Source organism: Maribacter litoralis, from assembly GCF_902506355.1.
GTDB classification, from domain to species: Bacteria; Bacteroidota; Bacteroidia; order Flavobacteriales; family Flavobacteriaceae; genus Maribacter; species Maribacter litoralis.
Genome location: NZ_LR733271.1, coordinates 2,223,323 through 2,245,750, shown reverse-complemented (window position 1 = coordinate 2,245,750; position 22,428 = coordinate 2,223,323). Strand labels below are relative to the sequence as shown.

Annotated in this window: 16 protein-coding genes and 1 tRNA gene; 8 read left to right on the top strand and 9 right to left on the bottom strand. The window is 37.3% G+C overall.

Annotated elements, in window-relative coordinates:
- Positions 1-5 precede the first annotated feature (5 nt).
- The 7 genes from EXIGUO8A_RS09385 to EXIGUO8A_RS09355 all read right to left on the bottom strand — a co-directional run bounded on the left by EXIGUO8A_RS09385 (position 6) and on the right by EXIGUO8A_RS09355 (position 9,044).
- Positions 6-2,063: an FN3 associated domain-containing protein gene (locus EXIGUO8A_RS09385; protein WP_159302927.1), complete on the bottom strand. Its 2,058-nt coding sequence runs from the start codon at positions 2,061-2,063 to the stop codon at positions 6-8.
- Between the two features lies 1 nt (position 2,064).
- Positions 2,065-2,871 (bottom strand): chitobiase/beta-hexosaminidase C-terminal domain-containing protein, encoded by an 807-nt coding sequence (locus EXIGUO8A_RS09380; RefSeq protein WP_159302926.1) that lies wholly within the window; start codon positions 2,869-2,871, stop codon positions 2,065-2,067.
- Complete coding sequence (locus tag EXIGUO8A_RS09375) at positions 2,868-3,902, bottom strand: NHL repeat-containing protein (protein WP_159302925.1); 1,035 nt, start codon at positions 3,900-3,902, stop codon at positions 2,868-2,870. Before EXIGUO8A_RS09375 ends, EXIGUO8A_RS09380 begins: the two co-directional genes overlap by 4 nt.
- Positions 3,902-5,395 (bottom strand): DUF1501 domain-containing protein, encoded by a 1,494-nt coding sequence (locus tag EXIGUO8A_RS09370; RefSeq protein WP_159302924.1) that lies wholly within the window; start codon positions 5,393-5,395, stop codon positions 3,902-3,904. Before EXIGUO8A_RS09370 ends, EXIGUO8A_RS09375 begins: the two co-directional genes overlap by 1 nt.
- 2 nt (positions 5,396-5,397) lie before the next feature.
- Positions 5,398-7,749 (bottom strand): PSD1 and planctomycete cytochrome C domain-containing protein, encoded by a 2,352-nt coding sequence (locus tag EXIGUO8A_RS09365; RefSeq protein ID WP_201304110.1) that lies wholly within the window; start codon positions 7,747-7,749, stop codon positions 5,398-5,400.
- A gap of 190 nt (positions 7,750-7,939) precedes the next feature.
- Positions 7,940-8,467, bottom strand: coding sequence for a ribosome maturation factor RimM (rimM, locus tag EXIGUO8A_RS09360; RefSeq protein WP_159302923.1), 528 nt, complete (start codon positions 8,465-8,467; stop codon positions 7,940-7,942).
- Positions 8,468-8,480: 13 nt separating this feature from the next.
- Complete coding sequence (locus tag EXIGUO8A_RS09355) at positions 8,481-9,044, bottom strand: 30S ribosomal protein S16 (protein WP_116770205.1); 564 nt, start codon at positions 9,042-9,044, stop codon at positions 8,481-8,483.
- 400 nt (positions 9,045-9,444) lie between these two features.
- Between EXIGUO8A_RS09355 and dnaE the strand changes: the two genes are divergently transcribed.
- The 5 genes from dnaE to EXIGUO8A_RS09330 all read left to right on the top strand — a co-directional run bounded on the left by dnaE (position 9,445) and on the right by EXIGUO8A_RS09330 (position 18,231).
- On the top strand, positions 9,445-13,881 hold the full coding sequence (gene dnaE / locus EXIGUO8A_RS09350; RefSeq protein WP_159302922.1) for a DNA polymerase III subunit alpha: 4,437 nt from the start codon (positions 9,445-9,447) through the stop codon (positions 13,879-13,881).
- A gap of 212 nt (positions 13,882-14,093) precedes the next feature.
- A complete protein-coding gene (gene trxA, locus EXIGUO8A_RS09345; protein ID WP_027065108.1) occupies positions 14,094-14,411 on the top strand; it encodes a thioredoxin in 318 nt (105 codons plus the stop codon).
- Between the two features lie 122 nt (positions 14,412-14,533).
- A complete protein-coding gene (locus EXIGUO8A_RS09340; RefSeq protein WP_159302921.1) occupies positions 14,534-15,463 on the top strand; it encodes a DUF58 domain-containing protein in 930 nt (309 codons plus the stop codon).
- 72 nt (positions 15,464-15,535) lie between these two features.
- Positions 15,536-15,609, top strand: a tRNA-Asp gene (locus EXIGUO8A_RS09335).
- Between the two features lie 705 nt (positions 15,610-16,314).
- Entirely contained in the window at positions 16,315-18,231 is a 1,917-nt protein-coding gene (locus EXIGUO8A_RS09330; protein ID WP_159302920.1) for a hypothetical protein, read from the top strand.
- Positions 18,232-18,323: 92 nt separating this feature from the next.
- Here the strand turns inward: EXIGUO8A_RS09330 and EXIGUO8A_RS09325 are convergent, their stop codons facing one another.
- Positions 18,324-18,551: a hypothetical protein gene (locus EXIGUO8A_RS09325; RefSeq protein ID WP_159302919.1), complete on the bottom strand. Its 228-nt coding sequence runs from the start codon at positions 18,549-18,551 to the stop codon at positions 18,324-18,326.
- 124 nt (positions 18,552-18,675) lie between these two features.
- On the bottom strand, positions 18,676-18,939 hold the full coding sequence (locus EXIGUO8A_RS09320) for a hypothetical protein (protein WP_159302918.1): 264 nt from the start codon (positions 18,937-18,939) through the stop codon (positions 18,676-18,678).
- Between the two features lie 241 nt (positions 18,940-19,180).
- Between EXIGUO8A_RS09320 and EXIGUO8A_RS09315 the strand changes: the two genes are divergently transcribed.
- From EXIGUO8A_RS09315 to EXIGUO8A_RS09305, 3 genes are all read left to right on the top strand, one after another.
- A complete protein-coding gene (locus EXIGUO8A_RS09315; protein ID WP_159302917.1) occupies positions 19,181-19,660 on the top strand; it encodes a UpxY family transcription antiterminator in 480 nt (159 codons plus the stop codon).
- Between the two features lie 568 nt (positions 19,661-20,228).
- Entirely contained in the window at positions 20,229-21,575 is a 1,347-nt protein-coding gene (locus EXIGUO8A_RS09310) for an undecaprenyl-phosphate glucose phosphotransferase (protein WP_159302916.1), read from the top strand.
- 71 nt (positions 21,576-21,646) lie between these two features.
- Positions 21,647-22,426, top strand: coding sequence for a polysaccharide biosynthesis/export family protein (locus tag EXIGUO8A_RS09305; RefSeq protein ID WP_159302915.1), 780 nt, complete (start codon positions 21,647-21,649; stop codon positions 22,424-22,426).
- The last annotated feature ends 2 nt before the right edge of the window (positions 22,427-22,428 follow it).

Genomic DNA, 22,428 nt, shown 5'->3' with positions numbered 1-22,428 from the left:
ACAACTTAATTCAGCACCACCTCATCAATAAAAATCCAACTTTTACCACCTGGATCGGTATGCCAATCAGGATTTTTCAACGGACTCTTAATGGATAGCTTTACATATTTTGCATCGGTAGGCGCAATATTCAAATCGAAAAAAGTAAGTTTTACCTCGGCATTGGGTTCTTCATTACCCATATCTTTTCTACCTACTTCCTTATAATTAGCACCATCGTTAGAAACGGAAACTACAAAAGATGTGGGATAAAATATCCAACTTGCAGGTGCAGACAAAGCACCGATAGAAACTTTAGAAATAGATTGTTTTTTCTCTAATTCAACAACGGCATTTAAGTGTTTGCCTTCAAAACCCAACCAATTGCCATCAACAAAATTAACGGAACCCCGTTTTTGATCCATCAATGTTTTACCTTCTTGACCCTTGTATTTTTCATTAGGAACTGATAATAAATCTACATTTGCGTATGCGATATTATTTTTGATAAATGTACGCTCGGTAATATGACTAGGCTCCCACTCCTTTTTAGTCGCTATTGCTTTTACATTTGCTGTGGTCTCAAGCGTAATCTCGCCTTCATATTTTAAAGAAGATTCCGTAGGTTTCGAGCCATCAAGTGTGTAATAGATTTCCGTTCCCTCAAATAGACTTTCTATGGCTATTTTTAAACTATCACTAAAAAAACTACGATCACTAATAATCGTTGGCGGGTCTAAAACGGTCGCCTTAAAAACATCTGCACCAATTTGCTGTATGGTCACGCTAGGCAAATCTTGTTGTAATTGTGCCAATCCATCCTCGGTAACTTCAGTTTTCCACAGATATATATTGCGGAGTCTTTTATTTTCCTTCAATTCATCTATCAAATTATCCGTCACCGAAGTACCATATAAATTCAAAGATTCCAAAAGCTCAAAATCACCAAGGTACTTACCAATATCATCGGTAACTTGGGTATGCTGCAATTTTAGTTTTAGCAGATTTTTAAACGGTTTCAATGCTGCCATCAAATCATTGTTGAAATTGCTAAATCCTAAATCCATCTCAATAACATTTGGAGCATAATCTTCCAACATCTCCAAAGTTTCCTCGGTCACAGCATTCATACTTGCCATGTTCACCGTTAAAAGGTGGTTTGTACTAGATAACGTTTGCACAGATATACCTGCAGCCTTAACATTTTGCAACCATTCTTTTGGCACCTCAACAGCGTCTTTTGTCAAAAGTGCGATTGCAGAAGTATCTTGTTCCAAAGAAGTCAAAATAGTTGCCATTTTACCTTCTTTTGGCAACTCGTTTACCTTACATTCAAAGCAATTCTTATTCGCCATCCACCATTCAAGTAATGCCTTTTCATTATCTGTAAGCTGTACCTTTCCTTTTGGCGGCATATGATCATCATTATCCATTGGCAGGTGTATTCTTTCTAAAAACAAGGCTTGTTCTTGACCGGAAATTGTATCGAATAAACTCCCCGAATCACCACCTTTTATAATCTCATTTGGCGTACTCATTAACAGTCCGCCTTTAGCCTTATTGGCATTATGGCAACTTACACACTTGTCATCCAATATGGGCTGAATTACTTGCGCATATACCTGGGCTTCTTGTATGTTCGTAATGACAAGTTCTTCTTTTTCTTCCATGAAAAGGTAATCTTCGCCATGGGTCATATTACCACCAAAGTGCCCTGTAAGACTAATCAGAGCCAATACCAATAAAAAAGTTGGAATATAGGTTTTGCTCACCCATTCTATTTTGCTTCGTTTCACCAAGTATAGCAGTATCGTTGTTACGGTAAACGCAACCGCCATCCATCTATGTAAAAAGAGCGAATCTTCATCATAACCACTTTCTTCACCTAGCAACCAACCTGTACCCAATGACAACAAAGCCGTTACACCAGCTACCAACAACGTAAATTCTACAACTTCGTTAAAAGCGTCTTTTGATTTTAACCTACCATATATCTCTAAAATAAAGGCAAGCATGATGATACCTATGGGCAGGTGAACAAAAAGCGGGTGTAGGTGTCCTATCTGTATTCCTAATTGTATCATGCTATTGTATAATTATTTCATCAATAAAAACCCAAGGAGTAGTTCCTTTGCCTTGGTGCCATTCCGGTATTTCTTCAAGCGGATAAATTACTACTTTTAAGGTATCGTAAATCCCTTTCTTAACCGGTACGTTTAAAAATGTTGCCTTGTTCAATGTTTCTTTTTTACTCTTAGGATATGTCATTTCCCCAATTAAAGAGTCCCCATGAAAAACCTCGACCTTACCTGGTGCAAATATCCAATTTGATTGATTGGTTAACGCACTCACCACAATTTTATGAACGGTACTATTTTTTTTCAGCTGAAGCGATACGGATATTTTTTCCGTTTGATACCCCAACCATTGTTTATCACCTCCAAATTGAGCACTGCCTTTCTTTAAATCCATTAATCCCGCAGATCCCATTCCTGAATATTTTTCACTGGGAGCAGGAGTAATCTCTATCTGTTTAATAGCACTATTTCTTGAAATTTTCACCACTTCGAGCTGTACTTCATCGCTTTCTTTATAATCCGGATGAAACATTTTTGCCTTTATAATAGCACTCTCGGTGATTTTCAATGGTTCGGTAAACACCTTTGAATTAAGATTTACCGTGCTAGCATCTAAGGTATATTTTATAGTTGAGTTAGGCATATCCAAACCAAAATTCAGGGTGGTGTACGAATCAAAAAAAATAGATGAAACTTGTATTCGAGGATCGGATAATTGAAACATCTCTGTGGATGCGAATTCTGTATTTTGAGAAATACATGCTTGGCACAACATGAGCATTGCGAATATGGAATAAAAAGTACGCTTGATCATATTCTATTAAGTTTTATAGGATATGTTTTCCCCGAATTCCATTGAGCAACATACAAATTATCGTCATCGTCTACACAAACATCATGCGGATGCGTAAATATTTTGATGGATTGATACATGGGTTCCAAGCCGTTTTCACCATATACAGGAGTACATCCGCCTGGTGCAGAAATCAGTTTGTTATTTTTATCCAAAATAGAAATGAATCCCGTTCCATCTGATCCGTCTCCAGACCAAATGGTTGCCAAATAAACGTTCTCGCCTTTAATTACGGGTCTACAAATATATGCTCCGGGCAAATCTATACTTGCAATAAATTCACCGTCCATAGTAAACCGCTTAAGCTTATTTTGCTGCCTGGCGGTAATTAAAAGCTCAGGAGATTTACCTCCGCGTGTATCAATGCAAATGCCGTGTGCATTATTAAATAAATGATCTTCATCTCCTCTACCACCAAAAGTCTGTAACAATTTACCTTTGGCATTATAACGCATAATGTATTGCGCCCCGTACCCATCGGCAATATAGACATCTCCATTCTCTGCGATTGTGGTTTCAGTAGGTATATATTGTTCTTTAGCGATATATTTTCCAGATTCCTTGGGGTATAAAAATACCTGCACCACTTTACCATCAATGGTAGTTTTGATTACCTCATGCCGATTATTATCGGCTATATATAAAAAATCCTCCCCATTTTCCACGTTTAAAGTGAGTCCGTGTGCACCAGGGTAATCCGTTCCCCAAGCTTCCAACAAATTCCCCGAACGGTCATAAACAATGATGTTATTTTTTGTGTTATTTGTCAGTAACAAAATTCTGCCTTTAGAATCTTGCACCATCTCATGGCAATCGTTCACCGGGTAGTAATTAGGATTTAAGGCGCCCCAATTCAAATCAATCTTATATCGATGACTACCGTGACCAATAATGGCATCTTTATATTCCAATATATTTGCACCAACAGAAGAGCACGTTAGTATTCCTGCAGATGCAGTGGCTGTATTTTTAATGAATGTTCTTCTTTGCATTATGATAAAATATCTTTGACTACATGACCCTCTACATCGGTTAATCTAAATCGTCTACCTTGATATTTATAGGTGAATTTCTCGTGGTCAATTCCCAATTGATGCAACATAGTAGCCTGAAAATCATGTACATGCACAGGGTTCTTGGTTATGTTATATCCAAAATCATCGGTTTCTCCGTACACAATACCAGGTTTAATTCCACCACCTGCCATCCACATGGTAAAACACCTTGGGTGGTGATCTCTACCGTAGTTGGTATCGGTAAGCAAACCTTGCGAATAATTGGTTCTACCAAACTCGCCTCCCCATACCACCAAGGTATCCTCTAAAAGTCCTCGTTGCTTTAAATCTGACACCAGGGCAGCTGAAGCCTGATCTACATCTTTCGCCTGTTTTTCTATAGCTCCCGGAAGGTTATCATGCTGATCCCACCCCATGTGGTACAATTGAATAAAGCGAACATCTTTCTCCGCTAAACGTCTTGCCAAAAGGCAGTTCGCAGCGAACGTACCCGGTATTTTAGCATCAGACCCGTACATTTTATAAATATAATCGGGTTCCCCTTCGGTATCCATTACATCTGGTACAGAAGTTTGCATTCTATATGCCATTTCATACTGTGCAATTCTACTTTGAATTTCCGGGTCGTTAGATTCTTGATAGTGTTGATCATTCAATTCTGCCAACTTATCCAACATCGATCTTTTTACATCTGCGGTAGTTCCTTTTGGGTCGTTCAAGTATAACACAGGGTCTTTTGCCGCTCTAAACTGCACCCCTTGGTGTAGGGAATGTAAAAATCCGTTACCCCAAAGACGTGTGTACAATGGCTGTCCGTTAGGTCTGCCCGAACCTCTTGAAAGAAGCACCGTAAACGCTGGCAAGTTTTCATTTTCGCTACCCAAACCATAACTCAACCACGAACCAATACTTGGTCTACCTGGTTGCTGTGACCCTGTCTGAAAGAACGTAACAGCAGGATCATGGTTAATCGCCTCTGTATACATTGATTTTACGATACAGATATCATCTACAATTTTGGCTGTATACGGCAATAAGTCACTGATATGAGTACCATTTTTACCGTATTGCTGAAATCCGAAATTTGAGCCTACTAATGGGAATCTATCTTGACCAGAAGTCATACCCGTTAGTCGTTGCCCGTTTCTTATAGACTCCGGCAAATCTTCACCTCTACGTTTATTTAAAAGTGGTTTATAATCAAATAGCTCCAGTTGCGATGGACCACCACTTTGAAACAAATAAATTACTCTTTTTATTTTTGAAGGATGATGTAGGGAATCCAATACTCCCTTTACCCCTGCCGGACCACTATCTGCCGTATACAATCCATTTTCGCCTTTTCTAAACAAGTTGTTACCTAATAAAGAAGCCAAACCAATTCCTCCAACTCCCATAGCCGCTTTTCCTAAAAAAGAACGTCTGTTTAAAATTAGTGACCGTTCCTCAACTATTTTCTTTTCGCTCATAATCAGCCTCTATTTATAGTTTCATCTAAATTCAATATGGTGTGCGCCGTGAGTGTCATAGCCACCAATTTATCCTTGTTCAAATCAGCAGGCACTTCACTTCTACCTATACTTAAATACTCACTTGTAGAAATTTCACCACTCTCTACCTTTGCCAGCATTTCACTATAGTAATCGGTTAAAGATTGTACTTCAGTTACATTTGGTAAGCGCGAAGTAGCTTTATAAAACAATGTTTTGATCTGCTCATTCTCGGCATTGGGGTTTGCCTCCATCTGCCCAACGGCAGCAACTCTAGCTGCTTCCACTATTTGTGGATCGTTCAATAAGACCAAAGCCTGTAACGGTGTATTCGTTTCTTGTCTTTTAACCGAACAGTAATCTCTAGAGCTACTATCAAAGGTCATCATACTTGGTGGTGGCACGGTGCGCTTCCAAAAAGTATAGATACTTTTTCTATACACATCATCACCTTCACTTAGTGTATATGATGCGGTACTACCGCCACCGCCACCTGTAGTTTCTTCCCAAATTCCTTCGGGCTGATAAGGTTTTACACTGGGTCCGCCAACTTCTCTATTCAACAATCCGCTAAATGCCAATGCTTGATCGCGAATAGCTTCAGATGATAATCGTAAACGAGAAGCTCTTGCTAAATATTTATTCTCTGGATCTTGTTCTAGTTTCTCCGGACTTGCCTTGGTGTCTTGGCGGTATGCTTCTGACATGGCAATGTACTTCAACATTTTTCTGGTATCCCAACCTTCGTTTTTATACTTAATGGCTAAATAGTCTAACAATTCCGGATGCGTAGGTAAAGAACCTTGGTTTCCAAAATCGAACGAAGAAGCCACAATACCACTACCGAACATACGTTGCCACAATCTATTGACCGCAACTCTCGCCGTCAATGGGTGTTCATCTTCAAACAACCATTTTGCCAAGCCTAATCTATTCTTAGGGTAATCATTGAAGGGTAAAATGGATTCAGGAGTATCAGGATATACCTCTTCGCCATACTGATCATAAATACCCCTTTCCAAAATATAGGTGTTTCGCGGTTTATCCATTTCTTTCATGACCATTACCGGCACTTCTTTCATCTCACTTTTTTCAAGATTGATAAATCCGAGGATATCATCAACCTCTTTTGGAGTTACTTTTATATATGGTTCAGGCAATTCAGCTGCATTTGCCAACAAACCTTTTTCAGGAATATTATTGAAGAAACTATAAAACTGAAAATGCTCTTTTTGACTTATAGGATCATATTTATGATCATGACAACGTGCACATTCTAGAGTAAGACCTAAAAATGCCGTACCCAACGTGGTATTTCTATCTTCAACATATTCAACCCGGTATTCTTCAGGAATCACCCCGCCTTCGGCAGTTATTTTGTGATTCCTGTTAAAACCGGTAGCTAATATTTGTTCAAGGTTAGCATTTGGCATTAAATCGCCTGCCAATTGATATGTTACGAACTGATCATAGGGCATATTCTCCTTAAATGCGTGAATTACCCAATCTCGCCAAGGCCACATGGTACGCTCAAAATCATCTTGATATCCGTGGGTATCGGCATAACGGGCAATATCCATCCACTCAGCAGCCATATTTTCAGCATAATCAATAGAAAGCAATAGAGAATCTATGACTTCCTCATACATTTCTTCAGAAGGATCGGCAGCGAACTTTTGCAATTGCTCCAACGTAGGCGGCAAACCGGTTAAATCAAATGTAATTCTGCGCAATAATTTTTCACTACTGGCCCTATCACTGGGACTCATACCTTTTTCTTTCATCTTATTTAAGACAAAGGCATCAATTTCATTGTTTCCCCAAGCTTGATCATCATTATTTTCAGGAACTTCTTGTGGTGTTGGCGGTATAAATGCCCAATGCGTTTTATACTCTGCCCCCTGCTCTATCCATTTTTCTAAAATTTCTTTTTCAAAATCTTCTAAAACAAGGTTAGATTCCGGTGGTGGCATTATTAAGTTTGCATCATTACTATTAATGCGTTCTACCAAACTACTTTTCGAAGCATCGCCGGGTACAATGGCCGCATGGTCTTTTAACTCGCCTAATGCTTTATAAGCTTCTTCTGCCGAATGAAGGGAAAGATTACCTTCTACGGCATTTTTATCAGGACCATGGCATATAAAACAACGGTCTGAAAGAATTGGCTTAACATGAAAAGTAAAATCGATTTTTTCTGGAACACTATTTAAACTAGCTCCATCTGCTAAGGCAATTGTTTTTTCTGTTTCCGATGCACAACTGAATATTAAACAGCATGCAAAAACGACGGAAACAACTTTGAACAATTGGTTCATTAAATTCATTGTCATTGGTGGAGGTTTTTGATAACTGCAATGAACTTACAAACTTTACAATTTAATAACAGTTAAAATTCGACCAATAACAAAGCTAAGAAGCTAAATAATAATAGAATTCTTAAAAACAAAACTGAATATTATCAGTATCACAATGTCTAACAACAAAACTTAAAAGAAACGCAATGATAATTAGGCACTGATTTTAAGACAGGTACAAATCAACAAGACCCTCTGGGGTATTTACATGAATACACTTGTTCTCTCGGTCTACTTTAATAATGATATCATCGTTAATTGGAATAAGCAGTTGCTTATCATCTTTCTCCACTTCGAACAAAGCTTGTGCCGTGGTATCGTTGACACTTTGTATGATTCCAATATCTCCGTGAACAGCATCGATCATCGTAAAACCGATGATTTCATGGTAATAAAATTTGTTACCGGTAAGTTTAGGTAACATGGTAAGGGGTAGATAGAGACCAGATTTCATAATGCGGTCTGCATCAGATTCTGATTTTACCTCTTCAAAATCTATACGAAGAAGGTTAGATTTATGAAGTCGGCATCTTTTAATAAAAAATGGAACCAGATTGTTTCCTAAAGAAACGAATACTGATTCCATGTTTTCGTATATCTCGGGGTCATCGGTATCTAGTTTAACCAGTACCTCGCCTTTGAAACTATATTTTGAAACGATATTACCTAGGTAGAAACAATCTTCCTTGCGCATCGTTTCTTATAATTTATGCTTTATCGTCTTCTGCAGGAGCTTCAGTAGCTTGTTCTGGCTCACCAGCAGCTTCAACAGCTTCTACTTCTTCCTCTGCACTTTCACCTTCTGGAGTTTCTGGTAAAGCAGCAGCGGCAGCTTCAGCAGCACGCTTATCGTTTACTTCTTTCTCCGCTTTCAATGCAGCAGCTCTAGCTTCAGCTTTAGCTTTATCCAATCCACCAACTTTATCGGCAATTGCAGCTTCTTTTTCAGCAACCCAAGCATTGAATTTTTCTTCAGCTTGCTCTTCAGTTAATGCTCCTTTACGAACACCACCTAATAAATGATGCTTTAAAAGAACACCTCTATAAGAAAGAATAGCTTTAGCAGTATCAGTTGGTTGTGCACCGTTTTGTAACCACTTTACAGAGCTATCAACATCAAGCTCAATAGTTGCAGGGTTTGTATTAGGATTGTAGATACCTAATTTCTCCAAGAATTTACCATCTCTTTTAGCTCTAACATCTGCTGCTACAACCCAATAGAATGGTTTTCCTTTTTTACCGTGTCTTTGTAATCTAATTTTTACTGGCATATCACATTAATTTGTAGGGTGCCCGACCCTTGATTATTAATTCTAGTTTTTTAACTCGTTCGCCTTCAACAAGCAAAGCTGATCTGAAAGCGGGTGCAAATATAATTCAAATTACCGAATTGGCAACAACTAAGCATAGTTATTTAAGTCACTATCCTTAAAAATATTTTAACAACGTATACAGCTACTTGAAAATCATAATTTCAAAAATCATTTTTCAAGTAAAAAACTCACATTATCAGCATTTTAAGATGGTGGATGATCGGAATAAAATTGTCCTCATTAACCCTCGTTAATAACTCTTGGTAACTCCGTTTTCACCAACACCTCCTTTTTCGTAATTTTATAGGCACTTTTTAGGTCACTCAACTGACCGTGTTGAACACTCAGAACATTCTATATGTACCTTATTTTTGATACCGAAACTACCGGTCTTCCAAAAAACTGGAATGCCCCCATTACCGATACTGACAACTGGCCCCGCTGTATACAGATAGCATGGCAGTTGCATGATGAAATGGGTAATTGCATTGAGCATCAAGATTATTTGGTACGCCCTGACGGATTCAACATACCTTATGATGCTGAGCAAATTCACGGTATTTCTACCGAGCTAGCCGAGCAACAAGGCATTTCCCTTTCCGAGGTACTGAAGAAGTTCAACATCGCCATGTCCAAAACAAAATTCATTGTTGGGCAGAATGTAGGTTTTGACGTGAATATTATGGGTGCAGAATTTCACCGTTTGGGCGTGGAGAATCCGTTACAAGAATTGCCCGTATTGGACACCTGTACCGAGCATACCGCACAACTGTGCCAAATTCCCGGTGGCCGTGGCGGTAAGTTCAAGTTGCCAACGTTGACCGAACTGCACCAATTTTTATTCGGCGAACCTTTTGGGGAAGCGCATAATGCCACTGCCGATGTTGAGGCCACTACGCGTTGTTTTTTAGAGCTGATCAGAAAACATCAGTATACCGCTGAGCAATTAGATGTACAGCCCGATTATTTCAAGAATTTCTCTGAAGCGAATCCGCAGGAGATTCAACTCATTGGTCTTAAACACATCAACCTAAAAAAAGCATCGAAAAAAATAGCCGATGCACTTTGGGAAAAAGATACGGGCGGAGTTTCACAAGAGGAAATACAGGAAAACCTTGCGACCTTAGAAAACGCAAGTTTTGCACATTTACACAACCACACACAATTTTCAATTCTTCAGTCTACCATTAGTGTACCCGATTTGGTCGCTGCTGCTGCAAAAGCAAAGATGCCCGCCGTAGCCATGACAGATCATGCCAACATGATGGGGGCTTTTCACTTCGTGAACGGCGTACTGAACCATAATAAAGGAGTGGCATCAAGAAACGAAGCCAACTTAAAACGATACGAAGCTACCCAAAACGGAACATTGGAAGAAGGACAAGAACCTTTGAATGAGTTGCCGGAACCAGAGCAGGAAATAACCCCTATAATCGGTTGCGAGTTCCAAGTCTGTGAAGACCACACCAATAAATCACAGAAAGACAATGGGTACCAAATAGTGATGCTTGCCAAGAGTAAAAAAGGGTATTTAAACTTGGCAAAGATGTCTTCCATTGCCTTTGTTGACGGTAAATACTATGTACCTCGTATCGATAAAAAAATTATAGAGCAGTACAAAGAAGATGTTATGGTACTTACCGGTAACCTATACGGTGAGGTACCCAGTAAAGTATTGAACGTTGGTGAAAACCAAGCTGAAGAAGCCCTTATTTGGTGGAAAGAAACCTTTGGCGATGACCTGTATATAGAGATCATGCGTCACGGTCAAGAAGATGAAGACCGTGTAAATCAAGTTTTAATTCAGTTTGCAAAAAAGCACAATGTAAAGCTAGTAGCCACCAATAATACCTACTATGTAGAGAAAGAAAACGCTCATGCACATGATATTCTTTTATGCGTAAAAGACGGTGAAAAGCAGTCAACCCCTATTGGTCGCGGACGTGGTTATCGTTATGGTTTGCCTAACCAAGAATATTACTTTAAGTCATCCGATGAGATGAAAGAGCTTTTTAAGGATATTCCGGAAGCTATCATCAATATTCAGGAAGTTATTGATAAGGTCGAGACCTTTACCTTGGCACGTGATGTACTGTTACCCGCCTTCGATATTCCCGAAGAATTTCAATTTGAAGAAGATAAATTAGACGGAGGCAAACGCGGTGAGAACAAGTTTCTACGCCACATTACCTACGAAGGCGCCAAAAAGAGATATGGGGAGATTACTCCGGAAATTGATGAACGATTAGACTTTGAGCTCAAGGTAATTGAAAAGACCGGATACCCTGGTTATTTCCTGATCGTTGAAGATTTTATTAGAGCTGCGCGAGATATGGATGTTTCTGTAGGTCCCGGTCGTGGATCTGCGGCAGGGTCTGCGGTTGCCTATTGTTTATGGATTACCAATTTGGACCCTATTAAGTACGACCTACTTTTTGAGCGTTTTTTGAATCCGGATCGTGTAAGTATGCCCGATATCGATATTGATTTTGATGATGAAGGGCGTGGTCGTGTTATGGACTATGTAATCGACAAATATGGTTCTAACCAAGTGGCGCAAATCATCACTTATGGTACCATGGCAGCAAAATCTGCCATTAGAGATACAGCTCGTGCTTTAGACTTGCCTTTGCAAGACTCCGACCGTATGGCGAAGTTGATTCCGAACATGTCTAAGCTAAAAAAGATTATCGGGGTCGATGAAAAAGTACTTAGAAGTAAGTTCAACAGTGAAGAGCTAGAGAAAATTAATGAGCTTCTAAATATATCCGAAGGCGACGGTTTAGAGTCCGAAACCCTAAACCAAGCTTACGTTTTAGAAGGTTCTGTTCGTAATACCGGTATTCATGCCTGCGGGGTGATCATTACCCCAGATGATATTACCAAGTTCGTACCCGTAGCACTTGCCAAGGATTCGGACATGTACTGTACCCAGTTTGACAACTCCGTAGTGGAAGATGCCGGACTGCTGAAGATGGATTTCTTGGGATTGAAAACGCTGACCTTAATTAAGGACACCGTTAAAAGCGTAAAAGCGAAACACGGTGTTGAGTTAGACCCAGAGAATTTTCCGCTAGATGATGAAAAAACATACGAGCTTTTCCAAAGAGGGGAAACTATTGGGGTGTTCCAATATGAATCTCCTGGAATGCAAAAACACATGCGCTCGTTAAAGCCTACCGTTTTTGCGGATCTTATTGCTATGAACGCCTTGTACCGACCAGGTCCGATGGAATACATACCAAGTTTTATCGCCCGTAAACATGGTACCGAAGAAATTGTGTATGATTTGGATGCCTGTGAAGAATATTTAGCGGAAACCTATGGTATTACGGTATACCAAGAGCAGGTGATGCTCCTTTCGCAAAAGTTGGCGGACTTTACCAAGGGTGAAGCCGATGTCTTGCGTAAGGCGATGGGTAAAAAGCAGAAGCACGTACTTGACAAAATGAAGCCAAAGTTCATTGATCAAGCTTCTGCAAAAGGACATGCCGTTGATAAACTGGAGAAAATTTGGAAAGACTGGGAAGCCTTTGCAGCGTACGCATTTAACAAATCGCACTCCACTTGCTATGCATGGATCGCCTACCAAACTGCCTATTGCAAAGCTCACTACCCTGCCGAATATATGGCGGCGGTATTGAGTAATAATATGAACGACATTAAGCAGGTAACTTTCTTCATGGAGGAATGTAAGCGTATGGGCTTAGAAGTTCTTGGTCCAGATGTCAACGAATCGTACTACAAGTTTGCCGTTAACGATGCCGGTGCCGTGCGTTTTGGTATGGGTGCGGTTAAAGGCGTTGGTCGCGGTGCGGTTGAAACCATTGTAGAGAACAGAAAAGATGTTGGACCCTACAAATCGGTATTCGATTTTGCCAAACGAATCGATTTACGTGCAGCGAATAAAAAAGCATTTGAAAACTTGGCAGTTGCCGGTGGCTTCGATTCCTTTGGCACTACACATAGGGCGCAATATTTTCATGATGAAGGCGATGGCATTACTTTTTTGGAAAAAGTAATTAAGTACGGCGCCAAATACCAAGAAAACGAAAACTCTTCGCAAGTAAGTCTCTTTGGTGATGCCAGTGAAGTACAAATACCAGAACCCGTTGTGCCACCATGCGAAGAATGGGGTACCATGGAAAAATTACGAAGAGAAAAAGAAGTGGTGGGTATTTATATATCTGGTCACCCGTTGGACGACTTTAAAACAGAAATAAAAGCCTTCTGCAATGCAAATATTGGCTGCGTTAATGATTTACCTAGTTATGTAAACAGAGAACTTACATTTGCCGGAGTAATTACCGATGTACAACATAGAGTCTCCAAAAACGGAAAAGGCTGGGCAGCGTTTACCATGGAAGATTATACCGACTCCTTTGAGTTTAGAATTTTTGGTGAAGAATACCTAAAGTTCAGACATTTCTTAATGATAAATTCATTCGCATACGTAAAATTATTTGTTAGAGATGGGTGGACCAATAAGGAAACAGGCAAAAAAGGCGATCCCAGAATGCAATTCAACAGTTTTATGCTACTGCAAGAAGTTATGGAAACATACGCTAGAAAACTGACCATCAAACTCAATATTGCCGAACTAAAAGAAGAAAAGGTCAAAACATTAAAAGATACCTTTGAAAACCATAAAGGAGAACATGCCATTAATTTCGTGGTCTACGAAATGCAAGAAAAAATAAAGGTGAACTTAAATAGTAGACGACAAAAAGTGCACATTTCTAGTGAGTTATTACAACTTTTAGAACAACAAGACGTTCATTTTAAGCTCAATTAACGTATATATACGTACATTAAAAAGCCAATAAACAGGTATTAACATTCGTATGTACTGTAGATTATAACTTTTATTTAGCAGTACTATGTAAGAAAATAGCCCTAAAAATTGATAAATTAGCTTGATACCCGTATAGGCAAAACGAATTGTGGGCACGTAAGGAAACAGAAGAATAATTGACTAAATTTGCATAATCAATAAAAGTAAATAAAATGGCATTAGAAATAACAGATGCTACTTTTGACGAGGTAGTTTTAAAAAGCGATAAACCTGTAGTAGTAGATTTTTGGGCAGCATGGTGCGGTCCTTGTCGTATGGTAGGTCCTATCATAGACGAAGTTAGTACTGAATATGACGGCAAAGCTGTTGTTGGTAAGGTTGATGTAGATGCAAATCAAGAATTTGCCGCTAAATATGGTGTACGTAATATACCGACAGTTTTAGTTTTTAAAGACGGTGAAATAGTAAGTAGACAAGTAGGTGTATCACCTAAAAAAGTTTATACAGACGCTATTGATGCAGCTTTGTAAAAACTGATATACGTTATAATAAAATAAGTTCATAGAGCCGGCAATTGCCGGCTCTTGTTATTTATGGCAATTTTAATTCTTTCCATTTATATAGTTCGGCTGTCTTCACTATCTTTAGTAATGTGAATCTACAATCAGAGTTAAACAAATCGTCCTTATTTTCCAATCTTGAGCTTCTTGCCAATCAAGTAGTGGAAGGTTTTATCAGCGGAATTCACCGAAGTCCCTTTCATGGATTTTCTGCGGAATTTGCAGAACATAAAATCTATAACAATGGTGAAAGCACCAAGCACATAGACTGGAAATTATTTGCAAAAACAGATAAACTCTATACCAAGAGATATGAAGAAGAGACCAATTTAAGGTGCCATATGATTTTGGATAATTCGGCTTCTATGTATTATCCAGAAGTAGACAATTTAAGTATTGATTCCTTAAATAAGATTGGTTTTAGCGTCTTGAGTATAGCAGCGTTAATGAACGTACTAAAAAGGCAACGTGATGCGGTAGGACTAAGCATCTACTCCGATTCTTATAGTTATTATGCTCCGGAAAAAGGAAGCGAACGTCATTTTCAAATGCTTTTGGCACAATTAAGTGCTGTCGGAATAGCGAAAAATCCACCAAAGGAGACAAAAACATACACCTATTTACATCAGATTGCAGAAAATATTAAGCGCAGAAGTCTAATTTTTTTGTTCACGGATATGTTTCAGACCGAAAAAAATGATGCGGAATTGTTTGAAGCACTACGTCATTTAAAATTTAATAAGCATGATGTCGTACTTTTTCACCCGATTGATAAACAGCGAGAATTATTCTTCAATTTTGAAAATACACCCAAAAGATTTGTCGACGTAGAAACTGGAGAGCATTTAGACTTATATGCAGAAAATATTAAGGAAGCTTATAATGAACGTGTTACAGCATATTTAAATGAAATAAAAATGAAATGCGCCCAGTATAAAATCAAATATGTAGACGTAAATATTCGCCAAGATTTCTCTACAGTGCTCAATACTTTTCTAGTAGAAAGAAATAAGTTTCTCTAGTATTAAAAAAAATAAAGAAAAATGTTTGTGCAATTGAAAATGCGGTGTATATTTGCACTCGCTAAACGCCACGGTCTGGTAGTTCAGTTGGTTAGAATACCTGCCTGTCACGCAGGGGGTCGCGGGTTCGAGTCCCGTCCAGACCGCAAATACAAATCCTAATTAGTTACTAAATAACTAATTAGGATTTTTGCGTTTATAGAGTGTACGGTAAATCTTTTCCCAGCTAAAATTACACCCATATTTATTTCTACAAGCTGTCTGTCCATAAAGACAAGGTGCACAATTGGCAATTTTAAATACTCGATTATATTTGAGGCTATTCACCATCAACAGAAACTCCAAATCGTAAAAATATCTACCTGTGAAATATGCCAAGTATCATATTCTCGACTTCTACAACATGTTAAATTAAGACATGGCATAGAACCTCAACAAAATAAACAACTTTCATAAGAACAGAAATATTTCAGGATTAATATTGACAATTAAATCTAAATGCAATAATATGATTTTAGCAGGCGATACTCATTATGAACAAATATCCAGAGATATACTTCCTCATCTCAATTATCCACATATAAGTCATTTAGCCGTTCTTTCTCATGGAGGTAAAGCAGGTAAATTCATTTACAAAACCCCTAAACATATATCATTGACTTATGATTGCATTATATGAAAATGAAAAGTTTTATTTCGTTTTGTTACATGGAAAAAGTAGCTAACCCCTTCCTGTTTTAAAAAGAAATGATGCGTAGAAAGTAAAACATATTGGGATTCCCCTGTTTATGTTTTTAAAGACAATGAAATAATATTTTCATCGTTAAACCAATTCAACAAACAATCAAATTATGCTTAAAAAACCTATTGCACTTTTTTTATTGACCTTGTCTTTTTTAGGATGTTCTAAAAATGAATCCGATGATTCGCCTGATACTCCAGAAGAGGAGGTTTTGAGTGATGCCAAAGAGATTATTTCATTTAAGATAAGTATTGACAATGAAGATTATACGGCCGCAATCAGGAACGACAGTATCTTTTATACTTTTCCTTCTACCACAGATTTAACTGCTTTGGCACCGATAATCACCTATTCTGAAATGGCAGATATAGAACCCGCTTCGGAAGAAACGGTAGATTTTACCAGTCCGGTTAAATATACGGTAACAGCTGAGGACGAATCCCAAAAGGAATACACGGCCGTATTGGACAAATCTGATTCCGAAAATGAAATTACACTGGTAACATTTGAGAATTCGGGTAGTTATAGCACGGGATTTTACGGACAAAATCCGGCAGATATAGATACCTTGTACTACACGTTCACCTTTGCCGATATAACAGATTTAAAAGCACAGATCGAGGTTTCTGAAGGAGCTACTTTGGAGCCTGATCCCGCCGGAATAACTGATTATTCTTCTCCGGTCAAATATACAGTGACAGGAGCCGACGGCACAACAAATGAGATTCTTGTTTTGGCTAAGAATTGGCCACTTGACGAAGTGAGAATAGATGGTTTTGTTTCAAGTGAATTTGCTGATGTGCCTTTAGGAGGCGATATAACGTTCGAGGTGAATGAACTCACACCTTATCGCGATAGTATACAGGTACGGTTGTTCAGTGATTTGGAGTCCTTTGACCTCGAGATAAAGAGTATTAATGAAGAAACCAAGGAAATAACGGCAACCCTACCCGATTCCTATATAAATAACAGATTTGCACTTGAAGTTTCGATAGCAAGTGAAAATACCGATGAATCTGACGGATTTAGGCTACTTAAAGGAAGATCGAATTTCACAAAGGTGGTAACCCCTTATAACGATGGCAATCCAATACCTGTTGAGAAAGCAATATGGCCAGGGTATTATTTAGATTTGTTTGTATATATAAAGGATGATGCTGTGGATGATCATGAATTTTTCCTGTTAAAAGATGGAATCTATTATGAATTGATTAAAAAAGATGAGTATAATACATCCATTACATCAGGGGTTAGGGTTGAGATGCCGGAACTTCCAAGTGTTTTGCCGGCAGAAGGTACCGATTTTAAATTGGTCATACGAAATGCCGATGGGGATGAAGTATTTGACCTTGTCAATAGCGAAGGAAACAAAATAGAGGTAGTTTTTGCCAAGGAACCGGTAGTTAATTCTATTAGTACTGCTTCGGTGCGCAAAGATGGGACTTTTAAAATAGTAGGGGAAAATTTGTTTAATGGTCCTGTTATTGGTTATGCCAACTCAAACTTTTTAAGAACAAGAAGTAATGTGTTGCTAAGTGATGGAATGGGTAATTACTATTATGTATATAGTGAAGAAGTAGATGCTAACGGAAACCTTATCGTTGATCTTTCATCTCGCCAATACATGCCGACGGGAACCTATGAAGTGGCTTATTCCAGTAACTATACGATTTATCCCTTAGATTACATCGGTTACAGCATTACTATTACACAACTGCCTTCAGAGCACCCAACTTTAGAGGTTGCTGAGTCAAAGCTATATAGCGATAGCAATGCTACTTCTGCGAAACAGATTCTTTTGACTTTCAATGAAGATATTGGGGATTATACTATAAAGAGAATCGTAACAGGTAAAAATGAAAAGGTTGTTGTAGAGAATTATTTCAATTATCCCACCACGTTATTAACAGGGGCTTTATCCAGTGAAGATTATGCCTTAACGGTGAATGATCGCGACGGTTATGTTGTGATAGAGGATAATGGCGTTGAGTATAAAATCTATTTTTCTATGCAACTAGAGGATTAAAATAAATTGAGTAACTATATTAATGCCCCATATAAATGGGGCATTTTTTGTTTCTGTTCTTTTGAATACATGATAAACTAAAAAGAGTCCGATCAAGTCGCAGCCTGTTTAGTTGGCCACTTTTCAAAATCAAATGATGTTGGAACACTTTCACTCTTAGCCTCAAGCAAGGCTGATTTTAAATCTACTAAATTTTTGGTAGCATAAGAAGATGCATCTTTTTTATAATCAATACGGCAACTTTTAAATTTCTTAAATACAGACCTATTAATTTCAGACACTTTATAATTCTTATCATCCGAAAATTCAGGATAATACAAACTTGAATATCAGATAGTTTCAATTCCCATTCAGACCACAAAAAGCTCTCAATTTCTTGAGAGCTTTTTTATGTAGATAATTGTGGTTATTATTAAAGTTATACTGGGCAAACACCCAAAGGACTTACATTAATTTTCTTTTAGTTCGTAACATTCTTTCGTTCATCATTTGAGCATAAAGAATTTGGTTCTCCTCTATTTGTCTTTCTAAGTCTGTAACCTCAGAGGCGTCATCTTTACCAAAAGTATTGCCGTACTCTTCATCCTTTTCAGTATCGATGGTTAAATCGTTCAACAATATATCAAGTTCATTTGAAACTTCATTTTCAGATAGCGCTAAGGTATTTCCTTTGGAAACCACAGATTTGAATAAGCTTAAGAATATCATAGAATTAGATTTGGGGGTTTAGTATAAAACGATAACAATGTCAAAATAGTATATACAAAAGTAATCTTTTTCTTACTTATTTAAATTCAAGTACATATCTATTCATCTTCACAACATCTTTTATTAACTCAATAGCTATAAATGATAAATCCCTTATTGTAAAATTCCTATTTTAGACTTATTGAAATACTAGAAAAGCAAAAAAATAGTTACTTTATTAAGCAATCCCTTATTTGCACATATGTTGAAAAACTGGTATGTACTTTATGTAAAACCCAAGAATGAAAAAAAGGTATCTGAACGATTACTGGATCATAATATAGATGTCTACTGCCCTATGATAAAAGAGGTCAAACAATGGAGTGATCGCAAAAAAACCATTGAAGTGCCTTTATTTAAGTCTTATGTATTTGTCCAAATTGCAGAGTCAGAAAGACAAAAAGTATTTGAGATTCCTGGTGTTGTTCGCTATTTATTCTGGTTGGGGAAACCTGCTATAGTCCGCGATATTGAAATGGAAACCTTAAAAAAATGGTTGTCCAATGATACCGTAGAAAACTACAGCTTAACCAAATTAGAATCTGGCGACCGAGTAGCTATAAAATATGGCGCATTAAAAGATCAAAAAGCAGAAATTATAGAAGTAGGTAAAAAACGTGTTAGGTTAGTTCTAGAAGGCATGGGAGTTGTTCTTAATATGAAAATTAGAGACCTTGTATAAAAGTTCGTTTACACTTATAGTTTCCTTTTTTTAATTTCCCTTATTACTCAAGTAACCAAAGTCATACGAATGGTTAGAAAATTGAATTTCATCTACATTACGAACATTAGGGTATTCATCAATTAAACGCACACTATAATCCTCTATTTCATTCTTACATATTCAAAAACATCACATGAAAATTGATAATAATTGTCATTAATTTATGCCAATGTTCAAGTAAAACTTCAATTAATATTTGTATTTCATAATTTATAATTTCGTTGTCGATAATTTTTGGAATGCAACTTTAAGCTACTTAAGTTTGTTTAACATTTTACTCCCCCGTAAAAATTTAATGAAGGTTTAAAGTAACTTCATTTCAAAATTTCACAGCTACGGTTGGTTCTATAAAATGGGGCTGACAATGCGGAGCGCTATACCCAATTCAAAATTCAGTTTTTTTTTTAAACAATAAGTAATCCGAATTCCTTTTACTCAAAGCAAGCAATGGTATTAGATTTCCAAATCTACCAAAAAGCTTTAATACCATACTTTACGTCCCTAATCAAGTTTTAATCCTAGTGAATTGAAAAAGTCATTTTTTGTTATTCCACTTTCGTTCTTAGCGCATATATTGATTGTCAATATAGTGTTATATGCATTAACACCAGTGACCTATAAAAATGCATTCACAATTGTATTTATTAATCTTGCTTGGTTCTTTGTTACCTATAGTTTAGACTTTTACCCTACGGCAAGAAGAGAAAGTTTTAGTCAGAGTCTTAAAAATTTCTTTAAACTCTATATACTATTCGGGCTGGTCTACTTTACCTCTTTTGCATTTCTTAAACCTTACCCATATTCTTGGCAATACCTAAGCCTGGTTTATTTAATGATCTGTGCATTGTTAATGCTATTTAGAATATTTTTTTACTGGTCTAGAAATCTTGTTAGAACTAAAGAGTATGTACATACCAGAACAGTGGTAATAGGCAGAGACAAGAACCTTAAAAAAATCCGCCGCATTTTCGACATCCCAAAATATGGATACCGGTATATGGGCTATTTTGACAACTCTAAATCTAACAGTCCAACCTATTTAGGGGATATTGAAAGTAGTTATGAATATATTTTCAATAATAAAATTGAAGAAGTATATTGTTTGGCATCAAGACTGTCAAAAGATGAGATAAAGCATATTATGAATATTGCCGATAATAGCTTAAAAAAGATAAAGATTATACCCGATAATAAAGAATTATTTTCAAGGGCTATGTCTATTGAATTGTATGACTCCGTTCCTGTGTTAAACTTAAGGGCCTCTCCTTTAGACTTAGAATATTCAAATTTAATAAAAAGAATTTTCGATATTACCTTTTCGTTGTTGGTGATCATATTCGTTCTTTCATGGCTAACACCTTTGGTCTTTATGTTAATGAAACTAGACTCAAAAGGGCCTTTATTCTTTAAGCAAAAACGTCATGGGGTCAATAAAAATACGTTTTGGTGTTACAAATTTAGATCCATGACCAAAAGTGACGACAGCGACACCAAAATGGCTACAAAAAATGACATGCGTGTAACCAAACTCGGTAAAATTTTAAGAAAAACCAGTATAGATGAATTACCACAATTCTTTAATGTGCTTAAAGGAGACATGAGTATTGTGGGTCCAAGACCACATATGGAAGTTCACACCAAACAATACGAAACATCTGTTGAAAAATACCTGGTACGTCATTTTTTAAAACCGGGCATTACCGGTCTGGCGCAAGTAAAAGGATATAGAGGAGAGATTTTACGTAAATCGGATATAATTAACAGAGTGAGATATGATATTTTTTATATGGAGAAATGGTCTATACTTCTTGATATTCAAATAATTACAAACACCGTTACCAACATTTTCATGAATGACAAAAAAGCCTATTAGTCCATTTACCAGCTACCAATATTTTAATTAAGTTTATATTGCCATTAGAAAATTAACACTATATATTTTATATGAAATCCGTAATCAATAAGAGAAACATCATCATTTTCATTCTCCTACCCCTAATATTCTCATGTTCACGAAGAAACCTAGGGTACTTTAGCAATTATGGTGATGAAAAATTGCTCACAGAAGACATTACCTTAAAACCAAAACAACCTATAATTCAAACAGGTGATTTATTGCAGATTTCGGTTACCGATGCCAATCCTGCAGCGGCAGCACCTTTTAATCGTATTTCTTCTAACACAACATCAACTAACTCGGCATCCGTCAACTCTCAAGAAGGCTATCTGGTAGATGAAAACGGTATTATAGACTTTCCAATTTTAGGTAGAATAAAAATTGGGGGACAAACAAAGGCAGAAGCCAAATTGAGTCTAACCAACTTACTGACCAATTACCTTGGCAATCCTATGGTTAGTATTCGCTACCTCAATTATAGAATAACCGTTTTGGGAGAAGTTAGAAGTCCTAGCACTTTTCTAGTGCCTTCAGAGCGCATTAATTTAATAGAAGCCTTGGGCATGGCCGGTGATTTGACCATTTATGGAAAACGAGAAAATATTAAGATCATTAATGAAGCTAATGGAGTACGTACCGTAGCCCAATTAGATTTAAACGACAAGGCCATTTTAGATTCGCCGTATTATTATTTACAACCCAATGATATTGTGTATGTTGAACCGGTAACCGCTCGTAAAGATCAATCTAGCCTAACCAGATCTAATATTTCATTGGTTTTAGGTATTATTTCCGCTGCATCTTTAGTGATATTAAATTTTAGATAGAC